At 65.0% G+C, this 18,881-nt stretch carries 21 protein-coding genes; 12 read left to right on the top strand and 9 right to left on the bottom strand.

Features of this window, described 5'->3' with window-relative positions; all coding sequences use genetic code 11:
* Nucleotides 1-69: 69 nt before the first annotated feature.
* Nucleotides 70-627: a TetR/AcrR family transcriptional regulator gene (locus ACZY1I_RS17170; protein ID WP_463755627.1), complete on the top strand. Its 558-nt coding sequence runs from the start codon at nt 70-72 to the stop codon at nt 625-627.
* On the opposite strand, the gene ACZY1I_RS17165 is transcribed toward ACZY1I_RS17170, so the two are convergent.
* Nucleotides 624-1,463, bottom strand: coding sequence for an alpha/beta fold hydrolase (locus ACZY1I_RS17165; RefSeq protein ID WP_463755626.1), 840 nt, complete (start codon nt 1,461-1,463; stop codon nt 624-626). The genes ACZY1I_RS17170 and ACZY1I_RS17165 overlap by 4 nt on opposite strands.
* An 81-nt stretch (nt 1,464-1,544) precedes the next feature.
* Between ACZY1I_RS17165 and ACZY1I_RS17160 the strand changes: the two genes are divergently transcribed.
* A complete protein-coding gene (locus tag ACZY1I_RS17160; RefSeq protein WP_463755625.1) occupies nt 1,545-2,585 on the top strand; it encodes a phosphotransferase family protein in 1,041 nt (346 codons plus the stop codon).
* On the opposite strand, the gene ACZY1I_RS17155 is transcribed toward ACZY1I_RS17160, so the two are convergent.
* A complete protein-coding gene (locus ACZY1I_RS17155) occupies nt 2,582-3,172 on the bottom strand; it encodes a class I SAM-dependent methyltransferase (RefSeq protein WP_463755624.1) in 591 nt (196 codons plus the stop codon). The genes ACZY1I_RS17160 and ACZY1I_RS17155 overlap by 4 nt on opposite strands.
* A 96-nt stretch (nt 3,173-3,268) precedes the next feature.
* Between ACZY1I_RS17155 and ACZY1I_RS17150 the strand changes: the two genes are divergently transcribed.
* Entirely contained in the window at nt 3,269-3,787 is a 519-nt protein-coding gene (locus ACZY1I_RS17150; RefSeq protein ID WP_463755623.1) for a hypothetical protein, read from the top strand.
* A gap of 44 nt (nt 3,788-3,831) precedes the next feature.
* Complete coding sequence (locus ACZY1I_RS17145; protein ID WP_463755763.1) at nt 3,832-5,118, top strand: MFS transporter; 1,287 nt, start codon at nt 3,832-3,834, stop codon at nt 5,116-5,118.
* Here the strand turns inward: ACZY1I_RS17145 and ACZY1I_RS17140 are convergent.
* From ACZY1I_RS17140 to ACZY1I_RS17130, 3 genes are all read right to left on the bottom strand, one after another.
* Complete coding sequence (locus ACZY1I_RS17140) at nt 5,115-5,360, bottom strand: hypothetical protein (protein WP_463755622.1); 246 nt, start codon at nt 5,358-5,360, stop codon at nt 5,115-5,117. The genes ACZY1I_RS17145 and ACZY1I_RS17140 overlap by 4 nt on opposite strands.
* Nucleotides 5,361-5,547: 187 nt before the next feature.
* Nucleotides 5,548-6,273 carry a potassium channel family protein gene (locus ACZY1I_RS17135; RefSeq protein WP_463755621.1) on the bottom strand — a complete coding sequence of 242 codons (726 nt, stop codon included), beginning with the start codon at nt 6,271-6,273 and terminating at the stop codon, nt 5,548-5,550.
* Between the two features lie 39 nt (nt 6,274-6,312).
* The gene (locus ACZY1I_RS17130; protein ID WP_463755620.1) at nt 6,313-7,008 is read right to left on the bottom strand and encodes a haloacid dehalogenase type II; all 696 of its coding nucleotides are present in this window, start codon (nt 7,006-7,008) and stop codon (nt 6,313-6,315) included.
* Nucleotides 7,009-7,052: 44 nt separating this feature from the next.
* Here ACZY1I_RS17130 and ACZY1I_RS17125 point away from each other — a divergent pair, with 44 nt between their 5' ends.
* Both ACZY1I_RS17125 and ACZY1I_RS17120 read left to right on the top strand, forming a co-directional pair.
* A complete protein-coding gene (locus tag ACZY1I_RS17125) occupies nt 7,053-7,403 on the top strand; it encodes a YidH family protein (RefSeq protein WP_463755762.1) in 351 nt (116 codons plus the stop codon).
* On the top strand, nt 7,400-7,723 hold the full coding sequence (locus ACZY1I_RS17120; protein WP_463755619.1) for a DUF202 domain-containing protein: 324 nt from the start codon (nt 7,400-7,402) through the stop codon (nt 7,721-7,723). Before ACZY1I_RS17125 ends, ACZY1I_RS17120 begins: the two co-directional genes overlap by 4 nt.
* Nucleotides 7,724-7,733: 10 nt before the next feature.
* On the opposite strand, the gene ACZY1I_RS17115 is transcribed toward ACZY1I_RS17120, so the two are convergent.
* The 3 genes from ACZY1I_RS17115 to ACZY1I_RS17105 form a co-directional block, all read right to left on the bottom strand.
* Nucleotides 7,734-9,275, bottom strand: coding sequence for a serine/threonine-protein kinase (locus tag ACZY1I_RS17115; protein ID WP_463755761.1), 1,542 nt, complete (start codon nt 9,273-9,275; stop codon nt 7,734-7,736).
* 120 nt (nt 9,276-9,395) lie between these two features.
* Complete coding sequence (locus ACZY1I_RS17110) at nt 9,396-10,259, bottom strand: serine hydrolase (RefSeq protein WP_463755618.1); 864 nt, start codon at nt 10,257-10,259, stop codon at nt 9,396-9,398.
* A 10-nt stretch (nt 10,260-10,269) separates the two neighbouring features.
* Entirely contained in the window at nt 10,270-11,019 is a 750-nt protein-coding gene (locus tag ACZY1I_RS17105; protein ID WP_463755617.1) for an Rv3717 family N-acetylmuramoyl-L-alanine amidase, read from the bottom strand.
* An 87-nt stretch (nt 11,020-11,106) separates the two neighbouring features.
* On the opposite strand from ACZY1I_RS17105, the gene ACZY1I_RS17100 reads away from it, so the two are divergent.
* The 3 genes from ACZY1I_RS17100 to ACZY1I_RS17090 are packed head-to-tail and all read left to right on the top strand — an operon-like array spanning nt 11,107 to nt 12,390.
* Entirely contained in the window at nt 11,107-11,622 is a 516-nt protein-coding gene (locus tag ACZY1I_RS17100) for a nitroreductase family deazaflavin-dependent oxidoreductase (RefSeq protein ID WP_463755616.1), read from the top strand.
* Between the two features lie 6 nt (nt 11,623-11,628).
* Nucleotides 11,629-11,916, top strand: coding sequence for a putative quinol monooxygenase (locus tag ACZY1I_RS17095; RefSeq protein WP_463755615.1), 288 nt, complete (start codon nt 11,629-11,631; stop codon nt 11,914-11,916).
* Nucleotides 11,917-11,970: 54 nt separating this feature from the next.
* Complete coding sequence (locus tag ACZY1I_RS17090) at nt 11,971-12,390, top strand: DUF6636 domain-containing protein (RefSeq protein ID WP_463755614.1); 420 nt, start codon at nt 11,971-11,973, stop codon at nt 12,388-12,390.
* 25 nt (nt 12,391-12,415) lie between these two features.
* Here ACZY1I_RS17090 and ACZY1I_RS17085 read toward each other — a convergent pair whose 3' ends face one another.
* The gene (locus tag ACZY1I_RS17085; RefSeq protein WP_463755613.1) at nt 12,416-13,225 is read right to left on the bottom strand and encodes a hypothetical protein; all 810 of its coding nucleotides are present in this window, start codon (nt 13,223-13,225) and stop codon (nt 12,416-12,418) included.
* A 366-nt stretch (nt 13,226-13,591) separates the two neighbouring features.
* Between ACZY1I_RS17085 and ACZY1I_RS17080 the strand changes: the two genes are divergently transcribed.
* The 3 genes from ACZY1I_RS17080 (at nt 13,592) to ACZY1I_RS17070 (ending at nt 18,813) form a co-directional block, all read left to right on the top strand.
* Complete coding sequence (locus ACZY1I_RS17080; protein WP_463755612.1) at nt 13,592-16,651, top strand: ATP-binding protein; 3,060 nt, start codon at nt 13,592-13,594, stop codon at nt 16,649-16,651.
* A complete protein-coding gene (locus ACZY1I_RS17075; protein ID WP_463755611.1) occupies nt 16,545-16,805 on the top strand; it encodes a LuxR C-terminal-related transcriptional regulator in 261 nt (86 codons plus the stop codon). The genes ACZY1I_RS17080 and ACZY1I_RS17075 overlap by 107 nt, the downstream gene beginning before the upstream one ends.
* Before the next feature lie 64 nt (nt 16,806-16,869).
* Nucleotides 16,870-18,813 carry a serine/threonine-protein kinase PknD gene (locus ACZY1I_RS17070; RefSeq protein WP_463755610.1) on the top strand — a complete coding sequence of 648 codons (1,944 nt, stop codon included), beginning with the start codon at nt 16,870-16,872 and terminating at the stop codon, nt 18,811-18,813.
* Nucleotides 18,814-18,881 lie beyond the last annotated feature (68 nt).

Genomic DNA, 18,881 nt, shown 5'->3' with positions numbered 1-18,881 from the left:
TTACGTTTAGAGTCCCTTTGTCTCGCCATGCAGTGTGACATTTGATGGTATGGATGTAAAGTACTCCACGTGCCCGTCCGTCTGCCTCCCAGCGCCGAAGCGTCGACGCGTCGACGGATCTTGGCGGCCACGTTCGTGGTGCTCGCGCGTAGTGGTCGCAAGCGGTTGATGCTCTCCGAGGTGGCCGCCGAGGCCAAGGTTTCCCGGCCGACGCTGTACCGGTATTTCCCGTCGAAGGACGAACTGCTCGCCGCGTTCGGACTCTACGAGCAGGACAACTTCGACGCCGGCATGGCTACGGCCGTCGCCGGCCTTCGTGGTACCGAAAGGCTCGATGCGGCTCTGCAATTCGTCGTCTCCTTCCAGCACACTTACTCGCTGGGCTTCCTGGCCGACACCGAGCCCGAACACGTTCTTGCACAGATGAAGCGGGTGATGCCGGTGCTGCACGAACGCATCGCGCGCCTGATCCCCGGCGAGAATGCCGATTTGGCGGCGTCCACGGTGGTGCGGGTGGCGGTGTGCCACTACCTGGTGGGTGGCAACGACAGCGATCAGTTTCTGGCTGAATTACGTTATGCCGCAGGCATTGGTCGCCGGCCTGCTCGCCCAGCGACCGCTAGCTAGTCGGCCAGCCAAGCGCAAACACGTTCTGCGATAACGTCAGGGCGTTCCAGATGCAGGAAATGACCTGTGCTGTTGATCATTTCGAATGCCGATCCAGCAGCTTGTAGGTGCTCGGCCGCACCGGCTACCACTTCGGCACCCAACCCACCGTCGTTGGTGCCGTGCAAGTACAAGGTCGGTATCGATGGCGCAGTAAGTGCGGCAACCTCTTCCGCGGCGGCCTCGGGGTCGGCGAAGTCAGGGTTGAATGTCGCGCGGTAGGGAGCGATCACGCCCGTGATGGTGTCGGCAGTGACGTACTCGCGCAGCAACGAAATATCCTGTTGCGCATCGTATCCCGGCGACCAGTCCGCCCACAGCTGTTCCCAGAATCCAGGCTGCACCAGCACATGCTCCGCCAGCCCGACCTGCTGGATGAGCCAGATGTAAAAGGAGCGCTTGAGCTGGGGATAGCTGAAGATCGATTCTCCCAGCGCCGGACTCGGCGGGACGGCGAGCGTCACCAGACGGCGGAACGCGCCCGGTTCACTGGCCACCGTCCCGTAGGCCGTGTGAGCTCCCCAATCGTGCCCGACGAGGACGGCGCGCTCATCGCCGCGATAGGCGACGCGAACCGCAAGCACGTGCCGCACGTAGGTGCCGACACTGATCGGTCCGGTCGCCGGTGCGTCGTAGCCCGGCAGCCACGGTGCCACCACCCGGTACCCGCGCTCGGCCAGCACCGGCCCGAGATGCCTCCAGGTATGCGGTGTGTCAGGGAATCCGTGCACGACGATCGCGAGCGGTCTCGTCGTATCTTCGATGTCCCCGAACGTCAGAGGCTCCGGTCTGACCATCGAGATCCTCCTTTACGTCTTATGCCTTATATGTAAGCAGAGTCTATTTACATCTGATACTTGATATGTAACTGTTTGTCTATGGCTGGGCTGTCGCTTGTCCAACGTGATCTTGCCGCTACCCGTCGGCAACTCGCGGGTTGGTTCGAGCACAGGTTCGGCGAGTCTGTCGACGTCGGCGAGTTGGGTCCGGCCAACCGCGCCGCGGGGTGGTCCAGCGAGAGCCTGCTGTTCAGCGTGGACGACACCCGAGAATTCGTCGTGCGGATCCCGCCCTCCGGCGGCGGCATCTATGCCGAGTACGACTTGGCCGGCCAGACCAGAACCCAGGACTTCCTGCATAAGCACGGTGTCGCCACACCATCGCCGATCTACTTCGAGCCCGACACGTCGTGGCTCGGGTCGAACTTCCTGGTGATGCCGCGCATTGTCGGACACACCCCGTCGGACACCTCGTATGCGTCGCGCGGATGGCTGCACGGCGCCGGTGTCGATGTGCAGCGGCGAGTTCACGATTCGTTCGTCGATACTTTGGTTGCGTTGCAACGGGTTCCGGTAGATCAGGCGCCCTGGCTGCACCGCCCGCAGGGCGTCGGCAATAGTGCCGAACTGGCATGGTGGCGCGAGTACGTCGAATGGGCCACCGACAGGCAGGTACCCGGGCTCATCGCGGAAGCCTTCGACTGGCTGCATCGCCACCGGCCCGACGACCCCGCCGAACTCGCGGTCTGCTGGGGCGACGCGCGATTGTCCAACGCCATCTTCGACGACAACGGTCAGATCATCGGGGTGCTGGACTGGGAGCAGGCCTGCCTGTGTCCGGCCGAGACCGACTTCGCCTGGTGGCTGGCCACCCGTCGGCAAACGTTGGAGGTCAACGGGATTGACGCCGATCCAGAGCTGTCCGGCTTCGATAGTCGGGCGCGGGTCATCGAGCGCTTCGAGGAAAAGATCGGTCGGCCCCTGCAGGCGCTGGATTGGTACGAGATCTTCTCGATGGTCCGGATGGGCTGCTGCATCCTGCGGGTGCAGTGGCTGTTGCGTAGCATCGGCCAGGGCGATCACGGACTCACTCGCGCGCCGATCATGCCGGCCTGGGCGATCGAAACGGTCCGGGGCTAGTCGGCCAAAGGCAGTTCGTAGACGTACAGAATCCGCGGGTAGACGCCCAGCCACTCCGGGGGCTGCGGAACTCGGGCGACACACTCGGTATTCGTGCCAAGCCAGGCGAGCGCCTTGCGGTATTCGTCAGGGCGGGCGGGGCGGAATGGGTAGCGGTGGTAGCGCGCGAAGGCTTGCACGTGCGCGAACAGCGCGACCTTTCCAACCAGTCCGTCGGGCATGTCTTCGAACACGATGATGCGACGGCGCGCGACTCGTCGGCACTCCGCGATGAGCCCTACCGGATCGTGGCTGTGGTGCAGCACCTCGCTGAGGATGACATGGTCAAACGAGTTGTCCGGAAAAGGGATTGAGGTGCCGTCGAACTCCGTGAAAGGGATGTCGACGGCGCGGAAATCTTTGACGTCGACGCCGGTTGGGACCGCCCCGTACATGTCGCGCAGATATTCCGAGAGATGCCCGGTACCGCACCCGACGTCGAGCACGCTGTCGCCGTTGCCGACGTAGTCGTCGAGCGCTTCGGCCTGTTCGCGCAGTCGCGCCGCGGGTTGCATAACGCGTTGGACGTCGGACAGGTGGCGGCGCATCGTGTCGGAACGTATCACGGGACAGGCCCGCACAGAATGCGCAGATTTGGCCGAATGTGCGTACCCGTGCGGACCGGGATGCCTACACTCGCCGCCATGATGGTTCGGAACCGCGACGCGCTGTGCGGCCTAGGTGCCGCGGCGCTGCTGGCGGGCTGTGCCACCCCGACGCACCAGGCCACCGCACCCATGGCGGCCAGCACCTCGTCAGCAACGGCGGTCACCGCCGCGGTTGCCCCGAAGCCCGCCAGCCCCGCCAGGCAGACGCAGAAGTGGATCGACTTACAGGTCGGTCAGTGTGTACTCGACCTTCCACCGGCAGATCTCAGCCGCATCACCGTCACGGTGGCCGATTGCGCGGCACCGCATCTGGCGGAGGTATTCCTGCGCGCGCCGGTGGCCGTCGACTCGGTCATCGTCACCGTCGCCAATCGGGAGTGTGCTGCGGGCGTCGCGTCCTACACCGGACAACCCGTCGAAGGCAGTCCCTACACGGTGGGCTGGCTGATCGACTCACATCAGGACAGAACCGGCGCCGATCCGGATCCGAGCACCGTGATCTGCCTGCTCCAAGGCGCCAACGGTCAGTTGCTGACCGGGTCAGCGCGCCACTGACAGTGAGCAAACCCGTCAGCGTCAAACGAATTGCGTTCGCGTGCATGGTCGGCACCACCGTCGAGTTCTACGACTTCTACATCTACGGCACTGCTGCGGCCTTGGTGTTTCCCACCGTTTTCTTCCCGAACCTCAGCCCGGCGATGGCGACGATCGCCTCGATGGGCACGTTCGCCGCCGCGTTTGTGTCGAGGCCGTTGGGCGGCGCCGTCTTCGGACATTTCGGTGATCGGCTGGGACGGAAGGCGACCCTGGTCGCCACTTTGCTGATCATGGGCCTGTGCACGGTAGCCGTCGGGCTGACGCCCGGCGAGGCGACGATCGGCGAGGCGGCGCCGGCGATTGTGGTGACCTTGCGACTGTTGCAGGGCTTTGCGGTCGGCGGCGAGTGGGCGGGATCGGCATTGTTAGCCGCCGAATACGCGCCGAGCGGTCAACGCGGTCGCTACGGCACCTTCACAGCGATCGGCGCTGGCATCGCGACGTTGCTGACCGGCCTGACCTTTCTGATCGTCAATTACACAGTGGGAGAGACAAGTCCGGCGTTCCTCAACTGGGGTTGGCGAGTGCCCTTCCTGCTCAGCGGGCTGCTGGTGGCCATCGCCCTATACGTGCGGGTCACCATTGACGAAACCCCGGTGTTCCGAAAGCAACAGGCACACAGCAGGCCTCCGCGGGCGCCACTGCTGGATGTCATCCGGCAGCAGCCTGCCTACGTCGTGCTGGCGTCGGGCAGCTTCGTGGCACTGTTCACCTACGTCTACATGGCCGGGGCGTACCTGACCAGCTATGCGCACAGCCATCTCGGTATGTCCCGCAACGTGATACTGATCGCCGGAATCCTCGGCGGCCTGGTGTGGACCGCGCTGGTTCCGGTGTCCGCCAGACTCTGCGACCGGGTTGGCCGCCGTCCGGTCATCCTGGCCGGGTGGGCGGCGGCTGTGCCCTGGTCGTTCGCGGTCATTCCACTGATCGACGCCGACGTGCCGGGCCTGTTTGCGCTGGCGATCGCCGGCATCTACGCCATCTCAGCGGTCACCTACGCCCCGATGGCCTCGTTCGTGCCCGAACTGTTCACCACGTGGCATCGCTACACCGGCGCCGGACTCGCGATCAACCTTGCCGGCATCCTCGGCGGGGCCGTGCCACCACTGATTGCCGGCCCGCTGCTCAACCACTACGGCAGTTGGAGCATCGGATTCATGATGGCGATCATGGTCCTGATCAGCCTGGTCTGCACCTACCTGCTGCCGGAAACGCGAGGCGTGTCGCTCGAGGAACCACAAGACGTCGGCGTTGCTGATGAGGATGCAGGCCAGCGGGTTATCTAGTCCGGGCCGTGGGCGGCATCGCCTTCCGACACCTCGATCGGCCCCGCCTTTTTGCCGATGAGGCCAGCTCGATGCAGTACAAAGGCGCTGCCGCTGACGGCTACCACGAGCGGCCAATCGACCAGGCCGAACAACCCGATCGCACTCATGGCCAGAGCCGGAGCCGGCACCTCCGCCGTCGCCGTTGCCGCGCCTTTCAGCGCGCGACCCACGGTGCGGAAAGTCCTGTCGATGATGGTCATGTGTGACCCCTTTGCTCACCAAACGTGCCTGGGCTCTCGGTCGCGTGTACCCGCTGGAAGTCAGGTTAACGACTGATGGGGTCCTGCCGACAAAGCGCAGCGCAAGTTTCTGCGCGATGCATACAAGGAAGCCAACGTCTGGCGAGCCCGCTGCTGACGCTGATCGGCTCGTGATAGCCGCAGTGGCCTAGCTTTCCGACGTGTTGCGCTGGCGCAATTGCTCAGTGAGCGCGCGGATTTCGTCGCGCAGTTCGTCGATCTGGACGGTGGTCGCGGCTTGATTGGCGGTGTCGGTTTCCGACACCCGCTGGACTATCCATGAGGCCAGCGATGCGGTCACCACACCAATCAGGCTGATGCCGCCGATCATCAACATCACCGCGACCACCCGTCCGGTGACGGTCACCGGATAGAGGTTGCCGTAGCCCACGGTGGTGACCGTGGTGATGGCCCACCACACCGCGTTGCCAAAGGAGTTGATCGGGGCGCCCGGGTGGTGGCGTTCGGCGTCCAAGATGGCCAGCGACGCTACATAAATCAGCAGCGTGACCCCGGAAATGGTGTACAGCAGAATCTGACCGCGAACCGCATGACCGACGGCCTTTTGCAGCACACCGAGCAGGACGACCAAGCGCAGCATCCGCAGCGGCCGCATGAAGGGCAGCGCCACAATCAACAGATCAAAAAGGTGCAGCAGGAACCACTCTCGACGATCCTCGGCCAGCAACAGGCGCGCAAAATAGTCGCCGACGAACAGGGTCCACGAGATCCAGCACAGCAACCACAGCACTCGCGCCAATTCACCGTGCGGCTGAGCAAGTATCTGCACCGAGTACATCACGAGGAAGGCGACGGCGACCGCCGCGAGCGGCCACTCGGTGCGCTGCTTCCACAGCTGTTCCTTTGACGACATGCGGGCCAGCGTAACCGGCAGATGCGCAAGGGCTTTCGGCTAACAGCCGAGTTGCTGTGCCAGATCGAGGAAGTCGGATGTGTTGATGTCGAACTCGTCTTCGTAGGCCACGTCCGCGGTGGCGCCGGCGCCGAACTCCAGCGGTCGGGCCACGAACGCGGTCTGGAAGCCCAGTTCGGCGGCGGCCCGAATGTCGTACTTGTGGCTGGCCACCATCATGATCTCGGCGGGTTGCAGGCCGAGGTACGTCGCGGCCATCCGGTAGGCGGCCGGGTCTGGTTTGAAGGCCCCGGCCATCTCGGCGGTAAAGATGGCGTCCCAGGGCAGTCCGGCCCGCCTGGAGAGGTTGACCACCGCGCTGACGTCGGCGTTGGACAGCGTCGCCAGGGTGTAGCGAGTCTTCAGCCGGGTCAGCCCCGCGACGGTGTCCGGCCAGGGGCGCAGCCGTTGCCAGGCCAGGGTGAGCTCGTCGCGTTCGGGGCCGGCGAGATCGTCGACGCCGACTTCGTCCAGAACGTCATCGAGAACCCGGCGGTAGACAGAGTGAACCGTGATCCACGCCCCTTCACGTCCAGTTTCCAACGCCGCGAAATACCCCGCACGCCAGCGTCGGACCAGGTCATCCCAGTCGACGCCGGGGTGCCGACCGGCACTGATCCGCCGTGCCTCGTCGGTGACCGTCGAATGAAAGTCCGTCGCGGTCCCCTGTACATCAAATAGCAACGCTTTCAGCACCCAACCGAATCTACGATGTCCACGTGGCCACCGACGAAGAAGTCATTGCAGTCACCGAGCAAGAACCCGACTATCGCTTCACCCTCGCCAACGAGCGGACTTTCCTGGCCTGGCAGCGCACTTCGCTGGGGCTGCTGGCCGCCGCGGTCGCGTTGGTGCAACTCGTCCCGGAACTGGCGGTGCCCGGCGCGCGACGCGTGCTCGGCGTCGGCCTCGCCATGCTGGCCATCTGCACCAGCGGGATCGGATTGCAGCGCTGGCGGCAGGCGGATCACGCGATGCGCCGAGGTCTCCCGCTCCCGAAGCATCCGACGCCTGGTTTGCTTGCGATAGGTCTCATCGTGCTGGGGTTGATCGCACTCGCATTAGTTATTGCCAAGGCGGTCACGGGTTGACCGCCCCGCGCTTCACGACTGGTGGGCCGGTCGAGCGGACCACCCTGGCTTGGACGCGGACGTCGTTCGCATTCCTGGTCAATGGCGCACTGCTGGCCGTCAAGGATGTTCATGGTGCCAAAGTGGGGTCCGGCGCGCTGATCCCGGCCGGATTGGCCTGCGCCGTAGCGCTGCTCACCTATGGGATCGCGCTACGACGTCAGAAAACGTTGGCAGAAATTCCGCTGCCGACAAACATCAATCCTCGCCGGCAGGTGCACATCATTGGGATCGCCGCATTGCTGCTGATCGTCACCACCTCGATTACCGAACTGCTGTAACGCCTTTCGGCTACCACAGATAGACGACCGCGTCCTTGCCGCCGATGCATCGGATCCAGGAATTCGCGCCGTCCCCGCCGCACTGCATCAGAAAATTCGCCTTGTTCCGCGGGTCGCAACTGGCACCGGCCACGGTGTTGCAGTCGACCGCGCCCGGCGCCGAGACCGTCCGGGTGCCGGAGGTGGTGGCGTTGCCGTAGGTGTTCCAGTACGTGCGCAGCACCGTGTTGGCGAAGTAGCAGGATGTGGCCACGGAGCCCCGCCCGCCGTGCGACCCGAACCCGGTGGCGTCGCTCAATTGGAAACCCTGGTCGCAGCTTTGGTGGGTGGTGCTCTGGTCGGGACCGGTCACCAACGGCGGAATCGCGCTGCCAGTGGGCCGCGGCGGGATCGATTGCTGCGGTATCGATGTCGTCGGCTCGTCCGAGTATGGCGGGATGGTCGGCGGGACCGTCAACGACGACGACGTTGGCTGCGTTTGCGGCGAGTCCTTATCCGACGGCAGCCCGACGACCACGCCGATCGCGACGATCGCCAGGACCGCGATGACCGCGACCACGGTGGGAACCAACCAGCTCCGTCCGGGCTTACTGGGCGTTTCGCTGACAGGTTGAGGGGGCGAGTAGACCGCCTGATACGGCGGCATCGGTTGCTGCGCTCGTGGTTGCGGCTGTGGTTGTGGTTGCGGTCGCGGCGCCTGTTGTGGCGGCGGTTGCCGCGGCCGCGGCGCCTGCTGCTGCGGCCACGACGCTTGCTGGGTCGGATCCTCGGACGGGTCCACCGCGGTCCGCGCACCGCTGCGCAGCGCTCGTTCGGCGGCGCGGCCGAATGCACCGGCACTGCCGTAACGATCGTCGGGTTCCTTCGCCATGCCCCGGGCGATGACTGCGTCCAGTGTCGCCGGGATCCGCGGGTTCGTCAGGCTTGGCCGCGGTGGCGGCGTCGACAAGTGCGCCGCGACGAACCCGCCCTGGGTCTCGGCCGGGAACGGCAGTTGGCCGGTCAGCGCCTCGTACAAGACGCAGGCCAACGAGTAGATGTCGGCGGCGGGCGTGAGCTCCTGATCGGTGAATCGTTCCGGCGCCATGTAGGCCCAGGAGCCGACGCGCATGTTGACCCCCGTGAGCCGGGTGTGCTCCCCCATCACCTCGGCGATGCCGAAGTCGACCAGGTAGGCGAAGTCAGCCGGGGTGACCAGGATGTTCTGTGGCTTGATGTCGCGGTGCACCAGGCCGTCGGCGTGCGCGGCATCGAGTGCGGCCGCGATCTGGGTGACGATGGCGACCGCGCGGCCCGGCTCGAGCGGACGCTCGGTCAGCAAACTGTCCAGGTCTTTGCCGCGCACCAAGCGCATGTCGATGAACAGCGAGCCGTCGATCTCGCCGAAGCCGTGGATCGGGATGACGTGCGGTTCCTGCAGTGTCGCGGCGGCGTGTGATTCCCGCTCGAACCGGGTGCGGAATTTCCGGTCGTTCGCGTACTGCCCCTTGATGATCTTGAGGGCGACAGTCCTTCTGATCTGGTTGTCGTAGGCCTCGTAGACCTCGCCCATCCCGCCTTTGCCGAGGACGCCGGTAATCGTGTACTTGCCGAAGGTCGTGCCGACACGCTGGTCGTCCGCTGACACCGTCACCTCCTCCCGTTAGGGATTATGCGGCACGGTACCAGGTGTCTAGGGCTTTCCCTGGCACTGTCCGGCGGGCAGCTGGGTGAGGCGGCTCGCCAACCAGATCGCGGTTTCGTCCAGGGCATGCCTGCCGTCGTCGAACGATCCCGATGCCGGCTCGGCGGCGATCGCGACAGCGACCTTGCCGGCCGGGGTGGTCAGGACACCGAATTGGCGGACGAGGTATTTGCCCGCCGGTGACGGACCCCAACCGCCTTTGAATTGCGTGCCGGGGATGGTGCCGATCCCCCAGCTCTGTTGCGGATCGATCTGGCCCATCAAAGCGAAGATCGGGTCATTGTCCTTATTGCAGAATGCGCTCGCCAGGAATCGCACTTGATTGGCCAGCGACCACTCGGTTTGGCCGAAAGCGGTGAATTCTGGTCGTAGCTTTCGCGATTCGACGACGGTCGGGTCGCCGGTTTCGCGCAGGACCTGCTCGACCTGCTGCGCGGCGGCAGCCGGCGCGCCGAGTTGCTGCCAAAGTGCTTCGGCGGCAGCGTTATCCGATTCGGTGATCGCGGCCTTCATCTTGTCGGTGACGCTGTGCTGATGACGGTATTCGGCGATCACCAGGGGCACCTTGATGGTGGACCAGGCCCGCCCCTCGGGCCACTCGCCCCAGCTGGTGATGGATTGCCCGCTCCCGATGGCGCTGAAGCTGATACCCATGGTCGCGTTCAGCCGGATGGCCAACTGCCCGAAATCAGCCTTCAGGTCCACCGGCGCGGATTGCGTTGGCGGCGTGCTCCGTTGCGCAGGCGGTGCCGGTGCGGCCGTTCGCGGCGCGGAAGCATAGCGATGGGTGACGGCCGCGGTGAGCGTGACAATCGCGATCGCCACAACCACCGCTGCGACCACCGCGATCACACGCCGGGTGCTACCCCGCTTTGGCTTGGAGATAGTTGACGATCCCTTGGGTCACAGCGCTGGCGTACCTCGCCCGCCCCTCCGGGCTTTCCATCTGGGCGGCGTCTTCGGTGTTCTTCATGTTGCCGAGTTCGACGAGCACGGCCGGGTACTCCGCGAAGTTCAGGCCGGCGAGGTCGGCGCGACCGTAGAGGCCGTCGGACCCGATGTAGTTGGCGGGCTGTAGGCCGGCCGCGATCAGGGCACCGCGCATCGCGTTGGCGAGCTGAACCGAGCCGCCCGACTGGGAATCGTTGAGCGGCGGGCTGGAGTAGTTGACGTGGAATCCATGCCCGGACGCGGGGCCGCCGTCGGCGTGGATGCTGACGATGGCGTCCGGGTGCATCGCGTTGGCTCGCGCGGCGCGGTCGTTAACGCAAGGTCCGGCGGAGCTGTCATCACTGCGCGACAGCTGGACGTTCACCCCCTGTCCCAGCAGGTTGCTCGCAACCATATTGGTGACGTCCCAGGTGAACGCGTGCTCGGCATAGCCGTCGTTCGCCCCGGTCCCTGAGGTGTTGCAGGGCTTGGTGCCGCCGCGGCCGTTGGGGACCTGTTGGTTGATCGAAGCGTCGGCGACACCGTTGTGACCGGGGTCGAGGAACACACTCATTCCGGAGATGCCGGCCGCGGTCGCGCGTGGAACTGCGACGGCGGCGGCGAGGACTACCGGTGCTGCGAACGCGCATTTCAGCACGTCGCGCCTGGAAAATCGGCTCACCGCGCGATGGTAACAACCGGAGTTGATCATGCGCCCCTCACCCAAGTGCCGCTGCCCGGCCCAGCACCGACGGCCTACGCTCACCGCATGGCCTCGACAACCCCAACGTCCCGTGCTGCGAAGGCCGCCCTGATGGTCGTTCTTGCGGTCGTTGTCGGCCAATTGCTGGTGGTGTTGTTGTTCAGAGCCGCCCGTCGAAATCGGGCCGCGCTGCTCAGATACGACTCCTTCCGGCGGTTGCTGAAGGCGGCCAACGCCGTGAGCCGAAGAACGTCCGGAACGCGACAGTCAGACCACGGGTTACTGACTCATACCGGGCGCAAAAGTGGACGTAGCTATCAGACTTCGCTCGGCGTGAATGCCTACGGCGACGGCTTCCTGGTGCCGTTGACTTATGGCACCGCGACCGACTGGTTCCGCAATCTCAGTGCGAGTGGCGGCACACTCGAATGGAGAGGCGAGACCTTTCACGTCGAACGGCCAGAGATCGTGGCCGGCCCCGAGCCGTTGCGTTCGTGGCCGATGGCGTCACGAATAGTGCTGCAGGCGGTCGGAATTGAGCAATTCGCCTGGCTGCACCAAAAGCCGAACGAACGGAAGTGATTGCCCATGGTGATAGTGGCCGGCCACATCAAAGTCGAACCCAACGATCGCGAGCAATATCTGGCGGGGTGCGTATCCGTGGTCGAGCAGGCGCGCGAGGCGCCGGGTTGCCTCGACTTCGCGATCAGCGCCGACCTACTCGATCCGGCGCGGATCAACATCTTTGAGCGGTGGGAGTCGCAGTCCGCGGTCGAGGCATTCCGAGGTGAGGGGCCGTCGGAGGATCAAGGCGCGGCGATGACTTCGGCGTCCGTGGCCGAGTACGACGTGGCGGACTCCCGGTCCCTCACCTGATTAGTTCACATAAACCTCACTTCGCTGCTCGACGTAGCAACTAAGCTCAGCCCGATGAAGATCGTGCCCCAAGCTCTGATGGTCGCCGCGTCGGTCGCGATCGCACTCCCCGCAACTGCGCACGCGGGTACCGACAACTTCCAGTCCCCGTCGGGAAACATCTACTGCACTCTGAGTCCGAGCGGCGCCGCCTGCGACATCAGCGAGTACACCTACACGCCTCCGCCACCACCGGAGTGCGGCAAGCACATCGCCTGGGGAAGCCGCTTCACCCTGGCACCCGGCAAACCCGCGCAAATCGAATGCCACGGAGATACCTTGCGCGTTCCCGGCGAGGCTTCCCTCAACTACGGGCAGACCATCTCGGAGGGCACCATCACCTGTGCCAGCAACGAGCAGACCGGCATGAAGTGCACGGACAGCAGTAGTGGGCACTACTTCAGTGTTTCGCGGGACGCATTCAAGCTCGGATAGGTCAATCATCCTGTCCTGCATGGATTTATCCGCCGATCCGCCCAATTGCCAACTGCGCGAACCGTTTCAACGTCCCGCACTGTCCGTACCCCTGCGTGACCCGTAACACCCGGCCACCATCGAGCAGTACGACGAGCGTCATCGACGGCGGCGTCGTCGTCAGTTCGTCGACGCAGGCGGCCTTCACTCCAACACCTTCGACGACGATGGGATGGCTCACCGACGTCGCCAGCACATATTCCGAGGCGGCGTCGACGGCAAATGCGCCGGGCAATTGCAGGTCGAGTTCCACGGCGTCCCCCACATCGCCCGGTTTGTCGTAAATGCAAGCGATATCGACAGACCCGGACTGACCGCCGTAGGGTTCGGCGGTCACTGGCCCGCCCATGATGCCCGCAGCTTCGTTCGTCGTCACCCATTCGCACGGCCGAAACGCGGACGGTTCTCGAGAGTCCACCTCGACGAGGTCAAGTGTCACCTGGTCGTGGCGCCCGATCGGCGTGCCGACGGCGGGTGAGACGGCGATGATCCGGTAGGTCTTCTCGGCCGGTTTAGCGGGGTTCTTGAGCGGGTCATGTCCGTCCGGCGCGTACGTCTTGAGGTTGTCGAAGCACTGGAGTGCCCCGTCCTTGGCCTGGTACAGGAGTTGGTCGACGACGTTCGGTAACGCCATGGGCCACGACTGCGTATCGCACAACTGCTGCACTGTCGTGTACGCGGGCGCAGGGCCGGTCGTCGCTGGTGGCGACCAGTTGGAATCCATCTCGGGTGCCGGCGAACATCCCGCCGAGCACGCCGCCGCAATGGCGAGCGCGACCAGGGCACGTGCCTTCATCGGTCCTACCTTGTCTCCAATTCGCAGGAGGCGCGCGTGATTTTGACGAGATCGCCGGTGCTGGCGGGGTCAGCCGACTCGGCCTTCTTCATCGTGCAGCGAAAGTTTCCCGACAGTGACTGCAGCTCAAAGCCGTCCTGGCCGGTCGGCGTGAAGCCGACAAAGGTCGTGGAAATCGTGACTCTGCTAATCGGTGCGCTCCTCTGTTCTTCTCATGGGCTAAGTCAAGGCGGCCCGCTCAGCTACCGATCCCAAGATCGTGCCAATCTGCGCGATTGCACCGATTTAGTACGTGAGTCCGGCCGCCAAGCTGGTTAGCATGAGCCAACGCGCGGAAATACCGCGGCTACCTGGGACGATTTGGGCGTGAGCGAGTTGCTGCCGACCGGAACGGTGACGCTGTTGCTCGCTGATGTCGAGGGCTCTACGCGGTTGTGGGAGACCCAGCCCGAGCGCATGACCGCGGCCCTGGCAGAGCTCAACCGCACCGTCAATACGGCCATCGCCGCCCACGACGGAGTGCGCCCACTCGAACAAGGTGAGGGCGACAGTTTCGTCGCGGCCTTCGCCCGCGCATCCGACGCGGTGGCGTGCGCGTTGGCCCTGCAACTGGCGCCGCTGGCGCCGATCCGGTTGCGGATCGGCGTGCACACCGGCGAGATTCAGCTGCGCGACGAGGCCAACTACGCCGGCCCCACCATCAACCGGACCGCACGGCTACGCGACCTCGCGCACGGCGGGCAGACCGTGCTGTCGGGTGCGACCGAGCCGCTGGTCCTCGACCACCTGCCCAACGGAGTGTGGCTGGCGGAGCTGGGCAACTACCCATTGCGGGACCTGCCCCGCCCGGAGCGGGTGGTGCAGTTGTGCCACCCGGATCTGCGTAACGACTTCCCGCCGTTGCGGGTTCGCAATGTTGCTACCTCGCATAATCTTCCGGCTCAGTTGACGAATTTTGTTGGGCGCGTGGACGAAATGACGGAGCTGCGGGCCCTGGTGACCGGCAATCGACTGACCACCCTGACCGGCGCCGGAGGTGCGGGCAAGACCCGTCTTGCCATCGAAGTCTCCGCAAGACTCACCCCCGAATTTCCGGACGGACTGTGGTACGTCGATTTGGCGCCGATCACCAATTCCGTTGTGGCCCCGGTGACCGTGGCTCGCGCGCTGGGCCTGCCCGATGAGCCCGGCCGCGCCATCATGGACCAACTGGTGCGATTCATCGGCGAGAAGTCGATGTTGCTGGTACTCGACAACTGTGAGCACCTGCTCGATGCCTGCGGCGCCATGGTCGTCGAATTACTGGCCGCCTGTTCGCATTTGACCGTCATGGCCACGAGCCGTGAGCCACTCGGGGTGCCCGGCGAACTGAGTTGGCGGATACCCTCGCTCTCCGTTGCCGACGACGCCATCGAACTCTTCACCGACCGCGCCCGGCACGCCCGGCCCGAATTCGTTGTCGACGAACACAACGTCGCGCTGGTCACCGAGATCTGTCAGCGCCTGGACGGCATGCCATTGGCCATTGAGCTTGCCGCAGCACGCATTCGGGCATTGTCACTGAATCAGATCGTCGACAGCCTGCACGACCGGTTCCGATTGCTCACCGGGGGTTCGCGTACCGCGGTGCGACGGCAGCAGACGCTGCGCGCCTCGGTGGATTGGTCCTTCGCGTTGCTCACCGAGACCGAGCAGGTGTTGTTCCGCCGGCTTGCCGTCTTCGCCGGCGGGTTCGACCTGGACGCCGCGCAAGGCGTCGGAGCCAGCAGCGAGATAGAGGGCTACCAGTTGCTCGACCAGCTCAGCCTGTTGGTGGACAAGTCGCTGGTCGTCGCCTTCGAAACTTGCACCTCCACCGGCGAAGGGATGCGCTATCGCCTGCTAGAAACCGTTCGCCAGTACGCGCAGGAAAAACTCTCCGAGTCCGGTGAAGCCGATGAGGTGCGCAACCGGCACCGCGACCATTACACCGCGGCGGCCGCTGCGCTCGAGGCCCGCGGACACCCCGGCGACGAGGAGTTGCTGCGGTGGGCGCAAGCCGAGGTCGACAACGTGCGCGCCGCGTTCGCGTGGAGCCGCGAAAGCTCCAATCTCGAGATGGCGCTGCAGTTGATCTCTTCGTTGCGGCCGTTGTGGCTGCGCGGCGGCCGGGTGATGGAGGCGCTGGCCGGGTTCGACGCCGTCCTGGGCGATGCCGATCACTCGACGATCGAACCGGTGGTGTGGGTTCGCGCGGTCGCCCACCGCAGCATTCTCTCCGCCTGGGTCGGGCTGCCCTGCGATCCGGAGCGAGCTCAAGTGGCCCTTGCCATTGCGCGCAAGATCGACGACCCGGCACTGATCTCGCGCGCCCTCATCGCGTGCGGAATGCTCACCCTCTACCGCGCGGAGGAGGCGCAGCAATACTTCGCCGAGGCAATCGAATTGGTGCGCGCGGCCGGCGACCTGTGGAGCGAGTGTCAGATCTTCAGCTATCAGGCGACCGCGGCGATTTTCGCCGGGGACCCCGTTGCGGCCGTCGCCGCCGGCGAGCAGGGACTGGCCGTCGCCGAACAGATCGGCGACAGGTTCTTCTCTCGCAGCTGCCGGCAATGGCTGGGCTGCGGGTTGGCCTATCAGGGATTTCTGCGTCGCGCTTGTCAGGTCCTTCGCGAGTTGATCGACGAGGCTGAAGCGGCGGGCGATCTCACCATGACCGTCTTCGGCAATACCAGCCACGGCGGCGTCCTTGCCTACCGCGGCGTGGCCGACGGCGCACTCGCGGCGGCCAAATCTGCCCAGGCGGCCTCTGCGGCAATTGGCGGAATCGCGACGGACACGGTGCTTTCGACCTTCGCCTACGCTCACCTTGCCCGGGGCGACGCGCAGGCCGCCTGGAAGTCCGCCGAGATGGCGCTGACGCAGACCGTTCCACTGCGCGAAGCGTTCACCAGAAGCGCCACCCCGAATGCGGAGGCCGCGTTGGCTTGTGGCAATTTGGTGGCCGCCCGTCAGCGGGCCGACGAAGCGCTCACGGTGGTACCCGGCTGGTACCGCGTTTTCGCACTCACGGTGCGCGCCTATATCGCTGTGGCGCAGGGTGATCCAGATCAGGCCGAGTGCGATGCCCACGATGCGCTCGTCGTCGCGACTGACACCCGCGGGTACACGGGAGTCGGAAGCACGCTGGAGTGCTTGGCGCGCCTGGCGAGCGACGAGGGGAACCACGCGCATGCGGCGCGACTGTTGGGTGCAGCTTGGGCAGTTCGAGAGCGCATGGAGAATCCGCGGTTCCCGATGTATCAGGCCGACTACGACAAAATGTCGACTACCGTTCGGGATGCATTGGGATCCAGTGACTTTGATTCGTGCTGGGCTGATGGTGCCGCCTTGTCCACCGAGCAGGCGATCGCCTACGCCCAACGCGGACGCGGTGATCGCAGGTGACCCGCCTGGTTCAGGAAGGTTTGGGCAACAAGGACATTGGCGCACCATGTTCATCTCGCCGCGGACGGTCCAGCCGCACCTGACCCATGTGTACGTAAAATTGGGAGTTGCCTCGCGGGTGCAGTTGGTGCAGGAGGCGGAGCGCCACGATTAAGTTCCGTGGACACACAGGGTGCGACACTGGCGCGGCGCAGTAAAATTGCGTGCGATTGCCATCGATGCAGGTTGTGGCCTGCCAGAAGCTGAAGGTGTCCGTGGGAGGCTTGTTGCAGGGAAAGTTGTTTGGGAAGTACCGGCTGATCGAATTATTGGGCCGCGGGGGCATGGGTGAGGTCTGGCGCGCATACGACGCCGGCACCGACCGGCAGGTGGCGCTCAAGATCCTGCCCGCCGAGATTTCCAACAACGAGGTATTCCAGCAGCGGTTCCGCCGGGAAGCCCATTCAGCCGCGCGATTGAACAGCCCGCATCTGATCCCCATTCACACCTACGGCGAGATACACGGCCAGCTCTTTGTGGACATGCGGTTGATCGAGGGGCGCGACCTGGAGTGGGTGCTGGCCCGCGGCCCGCTGCCGCCGGCGCGGGCGGTGCGCATCGTCGACCAGGTCGCCAAAGCCCTGGATGCCGCACACCGGAGTGGGTTGCTGCACCGGGACGTGAAGCCCTCCAACATCCTGCTCGAGGCCGACGACTTCGCCTATCTGATCGATTTCGGAATCGCGCGCGCGGCAGGCGAATTGGCGCTGACGGCGACCGGCGATGTCGTTGGAACCTGCCACTACATGGCGCCGGAACGTTTCAGCCCCGCACAGGTCGACGCTCGCTCGGATATTTACTCGCTGGCCTGTGTGCTCTACGAGTGCTTGACCGCACGCTACCCATTTCCCGGCGACACCATTGGTCAACAATTCGACGGCCACTTGAAGACCCCGCCGCCGCGCCCGTCGAGCACCAATCCGGGGCTGCCCGGAGGACTGGACATGGTGATCGCGCGCGGGATGGCCAAGCAGCCGGGCGAGCGCTACGGCACCGCGCCGGACTTGGCGCGAGCCGCCCAACAGGCGCTCACGATACCGCCGCGACCTGCGCCCGCGCCCATCTCGCGACCGTCCGGCAACATCAGTTACGGCGGATTTCGTTCGGACAGCGGCAGTCAACCTCGGGTATCGCCGCAACAGGACGAGAATGCCGCCCCGACGATGGCGCGACCCATACCGAGTTTGCTCTCCGCGCCTCAGCCGGTGGCCGCGCCGCCGGCCGCACCGCCGGCTGCAACGCCGCCACCAGCGGCGCGACCGTGGTGGCGGCGCAAGGCGGTCGCCATCTCGTCCGCTGCCATGGTCCTGGTCGTCGCGACTATCGCGGCCCTGATCCTGATCAACAAACCAAGCCCAACGAGCGACGAATACCAGCAGGTGACGCTGCCCTTCGTGGGGCTGCGTGACCCGCAGGGTCTATCGGTGGGTTCGGACGGCACGGTCTACGTCGCCGACACCCCGCACAACCGGATCCTGGCCTTGCCCGCAGGCTCGCAAACCGCGAACGTCCTCCCGTTCGATGGCCTGCACTATCCGACCGGTGTGACGGCAGACAGCAGTGGAACGGTCTACGTCAACGACGCCGGCAACAAGCGGGTGGTCACGCTTCTCGCCGGGTCGAACACCCAGAGCACGCTGCCCTTTACCGACCTCGACAACCCGACCGGCCTGTCGGTGGACAACGCTCGCACCGTCTACGTGACCGACACGGCAAAGAATCGCGTGGTTGCGCTCGTGGCCGGATCCGATGCGCAGACCGAATTGCCCTTCAACGCACTCAACGACCCGACCGGCTTGGTTGTGGACGGCAACGGCGCCGTCTATGTCTCGGACGGCGGCAACAACCGCGTGCTGGTGATGCCTGCCGGTTCGAAGAACCAAGCGGTGCTTCCTTTTACCGGGCTCAAGCAGCCCGGCGGCGTCACGTTGGACAGCCACGGCACGGTGTACGTGACAGACAGCGGCAACAATCGGACGCTCAAACTCGCGCCAGGCTCATCGACCCAAACGGAGTTGCCGCTGCACGGCTTGAATTATCCGTGGGGCTTAGCAGTCGACACCAATGGCAACGTGTACGTCGGCGGGCGCAATGACGAGATCGTCATGTTGCGGCGAAAGTAAGCTGCGCGCACGAGATCGTGTGAGCCAGGCAAGCGTTGGATTTGAAATCCGCAAGCCGGCGGCGGGCC

The sequence above is a fragment of the Mycobacterium sp. IDUB_37 genome (assembly GCF_055419245.1).
Note: the sequence above shows the minus strand (reverse complement) of the source record. Positions and strands in the feature narration are given on the sequence as shown.